This window comes from Methanosarcina sp. 2.H.A.1B.4, assembly GCF_000979385.1.
Lineage (GTDB): Archaea > Halobacteriota > Methanosarcinia > Methanosarcinales > Methanosarcinaceae > Methanosarcina.
On sequence record NZ_JJOV01000056.1, the window covers coordinates 111,371 to 120,821 of the forward strand.

Annotated in this window: 5 protein-coding genes; 2 read left to right on the forward strand and 3 right to left on the reverse strand. The window is 44.1% G+C overall.

Annotation, left to right across the window (positions count from 1 at the left end):
* Nucleotides 1–39 precede the first annotated feature (39 nt).
* On the reverse strand, nucleotides 40–225 hold the full coding sequence (locus tag EO92_RS18520; protein WP_369793138.1) for a nucleotidyltransferase family protein: 186 nt from the start codon (nucleotides 223–225) through the stop codon (nucleotides 40–42).
* Nucleotides 226–922: 697 nt separating this feature from the next.
* Here EO92_RS18520 and EO92_RS09325 point away from each other — a divergent pair.
* Nucleotides 923–3,667 (forward strand): type II/IV secretion system ATPase subunit, encoded by a 2,745-nt coding sequence (locus tag EO92_RS09325; protein WP_048171105.1) that lies wholly within the window; start codon nucleotides 923–925, stop codon nucleotides 3,665–3,667.
* A gap of 10 nt (nucleotides 3,668–3,677) precedes the next feature.
* Nucleotides 3,678–5,615 (forward strand): hypothetical protein, encoded by a 1,938-nt coding sequence (locus EO92_RS09330; RefSeq protein ID WP_048171107.1) that lies wholly within the window; start codon nucleotides 3,678–3,680, stop codon nucleotides 5,613–5,615.
* Nucleotides 5,616–5,980: 365 nt separating this feature from the next.
* Here the strand turns inward: EO92_RS09330 and EO92_RS09335 are convergent, their stop codons facing one another.
* Both EO92_RS09335 and EO92_RS09340 read right to left on the reverse strand, forming a co-directional pair.
* Entirely contained in the window at nucleotides 5,981–8,623 is a 2,643-nt protein-coding gene (locus EO92_RS09335) for a PKD domain-containing protein (protein ID WP_052734322.1), read from the reverse strand.
* 401 nt (nucleotides 8,624–9,024) lie between these two features.
* Nucleotides 9,025–9,451, reverse strand: a 427-nt coding sequence (locus EO92_RS09340; protein WP_048171109.1) for a PGF-pre-PGF domain-containing protein, incomplete at its 5' end; no start/stop codon positions are given.

The window sequence follows — 9,451 nt, forward strand, 5'->3', positions numbered from 1 at the left end:
ACTTTATAATGTGACTGAGATATAATCTATCGTCCTTTTTCATTCAGAGATCACTTTAGCTTCTTTTTTAATTCCATCAATCAGGTAAGAACTTATCGATTTCTCAGTAAGCAAGTCTACTTTTATGCCCAGGTAGTCAGAAAGCTCCAGTTCTATATTTACCAGAGTGAGCAGGCTTTTCCGTTCGGCAAACTCAACCAGGACGTCAATGTCGCTTTCTGGTATCTCTTCCCCCTAACGTAAGACCTAAAAACAGATACTTTAGTTGACCCACCCGAATTGCGCCTCGCCCGAATTGCGCCTCGCCCGAATTGCGCCTCGGGAGTACGCGGTCCGTTTCACTCGCTCCGCTCGTTCAAGCGGACTAATTTATAGATCTCTCGACCCATACAACATCATTCGCTGTCTCTCGTCATTTTTGTCACGCTCGACGCAGGAGAGCGGCCTTTCAGACAAAAAAGAGACAGAAGAAGAGAAAAAGCCAGAAAGTAAAAGTGGCATAAAAAAGCAAATATAATAAGTGACATAGGACATCGGTGCGTAGAAACACAAAACAGAATTAAATACGCATTAATAGCACTCATTTTCAAGTCTTGTTTTCACCTTTAGTTCTTTTTATGAAGGATCTCCAGACAAGCTGGCGGAGGCGTCCTATTAATTGTGGATTGAAAAGCGCTTCCCGGGGAAAGGGAATTATTTCTCAAGCAGACAGAGGATCTGAACGTCCACTTTTGGTATTTTAGCGTTTCCTGCACGCGAATAATAGAGCATGGATCAGGGTTTAACGGGAAGTATCTTCTTATATAAATTAGCAAACTTAAATCTACAAAAATAAAAAGGGCGATTAATAGAAAAAGTTTAATACATTTGAATATAAATTTCAAAGTAATTAGGGGAAATGGGGGTTTGAATTCTGGATATAATGCTTAAACTTCAGGATGCTGCCAGCAGCCTGCAGGACGCTGTTAACAGCTTCAGTCCGGGCCTGCTTCAAGGAAAAAACAAAGAGGAAGAAGAAAGCTGCCCGCACAGGATAAAGCAGACGAAAAATCGAAAAACGATTGCTATCAACTGCAAGGAATGTGATGCAGGGTCTTCACTTAATGATTCTCACTGCAGGAAAAACATTTTCGGCATCCTCCAAAGAGAAATTCATGCCGACTGTTTTGTACTCTCAAGGCTCTATGAAAGGGACTACGAAGGAAAATCCCTGGCTTTGCTTTATGCTCTGGCAGGCTTCAAGGGAACTATTACAGCGTACAGGAGCACTGAAGTTGTGCCTGAGGCATGCGACCGGCCCGATAAAATGGAGTGCAGCCTTGAGAGAAAAGAGATAATTTCTGCCCTTGCCGAAACCGTGGAAACTGACCCATTAAAAGCCCGGCTGGAACTGAGAAAGATTATTCATGGAAAAATGGCTGGTAGAGTTCAGGATGCAACTCCTGTCTGCCTCGCATGCTCGGAGTGTTTCTACAGCGTCCTGAATGAAATCGAAGAGAAAATGTCTGGCTTTCCTGAAGTTCCTGTCCTCAAAAAGTCCGGTTATTGTCTGGAAGCAGGCTGGTTAGAAAGTACGGAAGAAAATGTAAACCGTTCAGAAGAAAAGGAATGGAAAAAATTAAAGGTAACAATTGGAGGAAATGCAGGAAAGAAAACCGGAAGCCTGATAGAAGACATTTCGGGAGAAGTAAACCCTGCTTCTTTATCCGGAAAAATTCCGTTCTCATTTCCCGGCACTGGAAAGAAAAACGAGAATAAAAGACCAGAGAACAAAAGACAGGAGAATGGAAGACAAGAAAATAGAAGACCAGAGAACAAAAAACAAGATAACAAAAAACAAGAGAATAAAAGACCAGATGAGGATTTTTTTGATTACGAAGGCAGGATCAAATCTCACGTCAGACCGCCTTTTTCCAGTTCGAGAATTTACACTGAGGCTCCTGAAAATACCGAATTTCTCGAATGTTATGACATAAACGGCAGGGAAGGAAGAAACCTTGAGGTCTCTATTTACCGCTACACCGACAGGCCGGAAAAGCTGTACATGCTCAGGCCTCCCGAGTATAACCTGCGGCAGGAGGAACTCAGGCTGCTTGAGACGGTCAGGAAAAGGATGATCCGGCACAGGCCAAAGGATCTTGCTTTTGCAGACCCGACCGGAGCCAGGGAGTACTTCAAACGCATGGCAAAAGACCTGCTGGGCGAAGAACTGCTGGAAAACGGGAAAGCCTGCAGTCCGGATGAACTTGAAAGCTATGCCGACCTCCTTGCAAGGTACACGAACGGGCTCGGGATCGTAGAAGACCTCCTTTCCGATGCCGGGATAACAGACGTATACATCAATGCCCCTGCCGATACGAACCCTGTGCACGTTGTGATGGATGGAGAAGAATGTACAAGCAACGTATTTCTCTCGCAGGACGATCTTGATTCTCTTGTTTCAAGGTTCAGGACCATTAGCGGCAGACCCTTTGGGGAAGCGGTCCCGGTGCTTGAGCTTAACCTTGAAGCTTTCGGGGTAAGAGTATCCGTAATCGGAGACCCGCTAAGTGCAAACGGGCTTGCATACGCCTTCCGAAAACACTCCCTCACACCCTGGACCCTGCCGAAACTGATCAATACAGGCTCTATTTCTCCTTTTGCAGCCGGGTTTTTGAGTTTTCTTATGGACGGGCAGGCTTCGGTCCTTGTTGCCGGAGAAGTGGGAGCCGGAAAAACATCTCTCCTCTCGGCAATGCTGCTTGAAATCCCCCAGAAATACAGGATCCTTACAATTGAAGACACCCACGAACTCCCGACAGAACAGCTCCAGGACCTGGGCTGGAAGGTGCTGGGGATGAGTTCCCATTCTTCGGTCCTGAAGTCCGGAGCGGAAATGAGCCCTGAAACCGCACTTCGGGCTGCCCTGAGGCTTGGGAGTTCTTCTCTGGTGCTTGGAGAGGTCAGGGGGCCTGAAGTTAAAGTGCTCTACGAAGCCATGCAGGTAGGAAATGCCGGAAATTCCGTTATAGGGACCATCCACGGTTCATCCGTTGAAAACGTATACGAGAGAGTCGTACACACCCTTGGAGTCCCTCCTGCTTCTTTTAAGGCAACCGATGCGGTGATAATATGCTCAGGCATCAGGCCCGGGGGGAGCATGAAAAAGATAAAAAGGGTGAGCCGGATTGCAGAAGTGACCGGTACATCGATAGAAAACCCCGAACCTTCCGAGCTCTTTACCGACATCATGCATTATGATGCCTCCCAGGACTGCCTGCTTGCAGGAAAGGTGCTTGAACAGGGACAGTCCGAACTTATAGGAAAGATTGCCCGGAAATGGGGAATTTCCATTGACAGTGCCCTGAAAAATATCGAACTCAGGACACGGATAAAAGAAAGGATTGCGGCTGAAGGAGTTCACAGTCCATTCCTGCTTGAAGCCGAAGCCGTAAGCGAGGCAAACAATATGTTCTGGCTGCTTTCGGATTCCATCAAGACAGGTAACAGAGGATTTGAAACAGGTCCCGAATCGACCTCAAGAGCCGATCTTGAAGAGCTTTACAGGCAGTGGGAAACCTGGTTTGAAAATTTTTCCCGTGTACGGGCCGGAAAAGGAAAACAATCATCTGAGATAAAACAAAGATCAGAAGAAAAACAGCTGCCAGAAGTAAAAATAACTGTCTGAGGTCAGGAAAATGGAAGAAAGCAGCTGGTATGTAAGAGCCTGCAAAACCACAACAAAGCAGTGGGGATGGACTGTTCAGGACCCGGATGCATTCAGCAGGAAATGCGAAAAAAGCGTGAGTCCTGAGTACAGAGACGCCCTCCGGTTTACCGGTTTTGACCTTGAAGCCTTCGAGACGGTGTTATTTTCTTACGTGGGGACGTTTGTAACCTTAATTTTGCTTATCGGAATAGACCTTTTTCTTCTCCTTTCCAGAAGTTTTGAACCCAGGACTCTTTTCATTATGGGAACCCTGACCTTTATCATTCCGCTGATAGTCCTCTGCTACCTGAGTGAGTATGTGAAGATAAAGGCCAGCTTTATGAAAATATCCTCCCTTGGAGACATCCCGGAAATCTTAAGCTATATCATCATGTCAATGAAACTGGTCCCCAATCTTGAACATGCCGTGCTCTTTGCTGCCCGGAACTCGGAGAGGCCGCTTGCCAGTGACTTAAAAAAACTGACCTGGGACCTGAATTTGAGGCTCTACAGCAGCATGGATGACGCTCTCCTCTCTTTTGCCGACCTGTGGGGCAGAAACAGTGAATACTTCAAGCGTTCCCTGCACCTGATCAAAAGCTCAACTGCCGAGCCTGATGAAGCCCAGAGGGTCATTACCCTGAACCGGGCTCTCGACATCAGTCTTGAAGGCACTGAAACTCTGATGGAATCCTTTGCAGCAAAGCTGAAGACCCCAAGTTACGTGCTCTACTCAATCTTCATCCTGATTCCTCTTGCCCTGGTAGCTCTCCTGCCTGCGGTCACGGTTGTAGGGATGAAACCCGAGATTACGGACCTTGTACTTCTCTATGACCTTGTGTTTCCTGTCCTTGCAGCAGTCTACTCAGAATATATCCTGATGCAGAGGCCCGTTGCCTTTATTCCCAGGCATATCCCGGATTCCCATCCCGACCTTGCAGATATAAGGCAGAAAAAGCGGGTTGCCATACTCTCCGGAGCCCTTGTCTGCGTCCTGACAGCTCCTCTGGGGTATCTGCTGCTCGCGGCCGGAAACCCGGGAGGAATAGTGTCTACAACTCCTCTTGGGGGTTATCTCCTTCCAGCCCTTCCTTTAGTTGTGGGAGGCACTGCAGGGGTCTCAATTTACCTTTACTTTTCATCTATTCCGTACAAGAAGATAAGAGACCGGATAAAGCAGATGGAGCAGGAATTTGCAGATTCCCTTTTTGTGCTCGGCAGAAGGATTTCGGAGGGAAAAGCCCCTGAAGAAGCCTTTGCCCATACAGCCAGGACCATGGAAGGCTCAAAAATAGGGGAAGCCTTTGAGGAAATTTCCATGAACCTGCTCAGCATGAGGACAAATCTCAGGGACGCGGTTTTTGACGACGAATTCGGGGCTTTCAGGCATGTGTATTCGGAAAGAATCCGAAACACCATGCTCCTCTTTACTGAAAGCGTCCACAAAAACCATGAAGCTGCAGGAGCTTCAATTGTTAAGCTTGCAGACCACTTAAAAGAGCTCAGTGCAGTTGAAGAGCGCATCAGGCGTTCCCTCTACGACGTTACTTCAACAATGCGTTCAACTGCTGCAATCTTTGCCCCTCTTATTGCAGGAATTACCCTTGCCCTTTCCGAAGTCATTACAAAAATCCTGAACCAGGTCGCAGAAAGAGTCAGCAGGGTACCCGCAGACCTGTCCGGAATGCCTGTGGAAATCAGTCCCGAAACCTTTTCCCAGTCAATTCCTCCGGACCAGTTCCTGCTCGCAATAGGGGTTTACGTTGTCCTTATAAGTGCCATCCTCACACGCTTTGCAGGAGCCATAGAATACGGAGGAGACCGGATGCAGCTGAAGTACGACCTCTCCTGCATGCTCCCGATTACGGTAATTATTTTTGCAGTCTCGGCTGCTGCTTCAAGGGTTATCTTCAGCGGGATGGTATGAGATTGAATAATTGCTGGAAAATGACTGAAAAAGAGCTGGAAGAGTCAGTAAGCAGCTGAAATGATAAAAAATAAGGTAATTATTCAGCCACTGATAAAAAAAGTATTTTTTTCAGCAAAATGCTGCAATTCTCAGGATAATAGCGGCGCTCCATTGAGCGCCGCTAGAATAGCATCCATGACATTCAGGCAATTCATTGAGAAAATCGTTTGAAACTTTGAAAATATAAAAAATCCAGAAAAACATTTCTAATTTATTAACAGATTAAGAGCATGAACAATGGTTTCTCAAGTTCTGGTTCTAGTACAAGTCATGCTACCCAAATAATACCTGGAGAATTAATTATTGCAATATTCTTAATTCTCTTAATAGTAATTTTCTTTATTTTCTATTATTTCTATTATAGCAAAAAGAAAAAATGACATTGTTTCCAATTGGACATTTGACCTAAAAAGATCAAAAAATAAGATGGAGGATTGGTCAACCTTTTTATCCTGTATCCAGTCCTTTTCAACCTTGAAACAGACTGCAGGGTTTTCGATGTTCTTTGAGCTTGCAACCCCTCCGTTTCCAACCCAGACGTTAAAGGACTTATAGACCTCTCCAGAGGGTAATTCGGAAACCAGAGAGGATTTTTCTTTCAGCATCTCGGTAACGGTTGTGGTTTTGCCCAGAGTCCTCTTTGCGTCAAAGCTTACATACACAACACAGGTCGCATTCTTTGAGAAATCAAACTTTACCTCTTTGCCGTTTGTAATGAATGTCTGGGAAAGTTCCTTTACCTCAACGTTTTTTGCAGGTTCTGGAGAACCGCCTCCACCACCGCTGCTGCTTCCGCTACTACTGTGGCTGCTCCCTCCACTGGAACTGGTAACGACTGGATCTGTAACGACTATGTAATCTGGTTTTGTTACTGTACTTTTACCTGCAGCATTTTCCACATTCAGACTGATTGCGTAAGTCCCTGGCTTCGTAAAAGTGTGTGTTGCATTCATGGCATGTTGTGAATTTATGCCGTCACCAAAATCCCATAGCCAGGAAGTAGGGGCTGGGCCAGTACTGGTATCATTGAATAATACAACTAGAGGTGCCGGACCAGAAGTGACGTTTGCAGAGAAATCTGCCAATGGCACATCAGGGTCTGTGACCGTGATGTAATTGTGTTTTGTTATCATAGCATACCCACCAAAATCGGCTGAGCTAAGCTTGACAGTGTATTTTCCCGGTTTGCTGTATGTATGTACAGGAGTCCTGTTATCTGAATATGTTCCGTCTCCAAAATCCCAATTCCATCCATACGCATAATCTCCGGTAATAAATTGTACAGTAAGGGGTGCGATTCCGGATGTTACATTTGAGGTAAAATTATCAGGGCGGATGGGTTCACCACCTTCAACATCAACGATTACATAACCGTGTTTAGATACTGTATCACTCCCCATCTTATTCTTTACAGTCAATGTAATTATGTACCCTCCCGATTCATTGTACACATGTGCTGGATTCTGGGCTGTCGAAGTGGCACCATCACCAAAATCCCAGAACCATGATGTAGGCGATCCTGTACTATTATCCATAAATGACACTGTTTCGTTTATAGGAATTGATCCAGACCATTTTTTCACCTCTGGAGAAAAGAAATCAGCTACTGGTGCTTGTGGAGGAGTTACAGTAATACAATTTTCTTTCATAACCGTACTACTGCCTCCAGCATTGCTTACTGTTAGACTGACATTATATGTCCCCATTTTTGTGAATATGTGTATAGCTGTTTGAGCATGCTTTGAATTAATACCATCTCCAAAATCCCAGAACCAGGAAGCTGGTTTTCCACCGTCGCTAGTATCAGTAAATAATACTGTCAATGGCACATTTCCATATCCGGATGTTACATTGGCAGAGAAAGAGGCAAAAGGTGCTATGGGTTTATCAGAGAGATTGTATACATAGATCCTACAATCTTCATAGAACAAAAAAGGGTAATTATTTTCACTTAAACTGCAATAATCCTGCCATACAATCCTGTCACCATAGATGACGGGGTTCACCTGATCGGATTCATCAGTAGTGATCTGAGTTTCTTTATGCGTAGAGAGATCATACATGTAGATATCGTAGTTTCCATTGCGCCAATCAGTCCAAACTATCCTGTCCCCATGGATAGCAAGCGTATCTTCTACTGATGCAACATTGGTTATCTCCAAACAAGCAGATTCATTAAAGAGTTGCTCTCTTAATGATACATTGTCAATCAGGTCAGTCCAGCAACGCTTAAAAACTTTATCTTTTACTGATCCATTGGTAGTTATCGGAGTCTCCTTGAAAGTAGATATATTATACAGGTAAATGTCGTTATTTTTCTTGTAAACTATCCTGTCCCCGTAGATATCACGGCTGATTCCTCCTCTTATGGGGATCTGAGTTTCCGTATGAGTGGAGATGTTGTACATGTAGACACCTCTACTTTCATTACCCCCACTTTCATTGCGTGTACCTACATACACCACCCTGTCATCATAGATCGCAGAAATGTGCGAAGATGTGTTAGTGGTGATTTGAGTTTCCTTCTGAGTAGTGAGATCGTAAATGTAGATATCCGTAAATATGTTTCGAGAATCCTCCCACACTATCCAGTTGCCGTAAATATCAGGATGTCTTGCGGACCTATTGGTGGTAATCCGAGTTTCTTTCCTGGTGGAAAGATCGTAAACATAGATATCGCTGTTTTCTTCACGATCCACCCACACAATTTTATCGCCATAGATAGCAGGACATAAAACGGATCGATTTGTGATCTGTACCTCTTTACCTGTAGACAGATCTCGCATGCGAATAATGCCGCCATTGTATTCTTCACTCATCCATATTACTTTATCATCATAAATCGCAGGATTAAAGCCCGTTTCATCATTTGATGTAATCAGAATCTCCTGTCCAGCTGACGCGACCGCTGATGTCAAAATAAAAAATATAAAAGTTAACAAAAAAGAAAAGTGTCTACTTATCATTCCCCTTCCCCAGATGTCTATTCCCGAATGTATTATTTGTAAAGTTCAAATAGTTTAGAGCTTTACTATAATAATGACAAATAACTATTTATTTTAATACATTTTAATTAATTTATTCTGATTTTTCCCCATAACAAATGCTGTTCAAACAAAAGTCCAGTTGGAAAATATATGAATAAACAGGTTTAATGTTAATACCTTTTTTTAGTAACCAGTGAAGCAAAAGTCATTGTATTCAAGAATTGTTTTCCGCGGACTGGTATGAGATTGAGTTAAATAAGCTAAAAAGGAGCTAAAAAGTCAGGAAATAACTGAAAAATAAGAAAAATGAGAGGATTAATCTCCTCTCTTTGTTGTTCATATCGAATCCGACACCCTACTTTTTTACATTTTTTTATTTTTTACATCCTCTTATACAGAAACACTGCAAGCAAACCGGCTAATCCGTAAAGCATTTCAAAGCCCGGCGCGCTCGCACTTTCTTTCGGGTCAGTTTCCTGTTCGGCTTCAGGTCCTTTACTTCCCGCATCAGTTTCATTAACCATTCTGGTCTCCGATTCAAGCTTTACTCCGGTTTCAGATTCTCCCAAAGTGCTTTTTGCCTCCCCTGTAATAGCAAAGGAAGAGAATTCCGGGGTTTCGGCTGTGAAATACAGGTATTTATCATCTTCTTTCAACAGGGAAACTGGCAGTTGCCCCCATTTGTCCTCGCTGTAACTGTTAAGGGTAATGGAGGATTGGTCAACCTTTTTATCCTGTATCCAGTCCTTTTCAACCTTGAAACAGACTGCAGGGTTTTCGATGTTCTTTGAGCTTGCAACCCCTCCG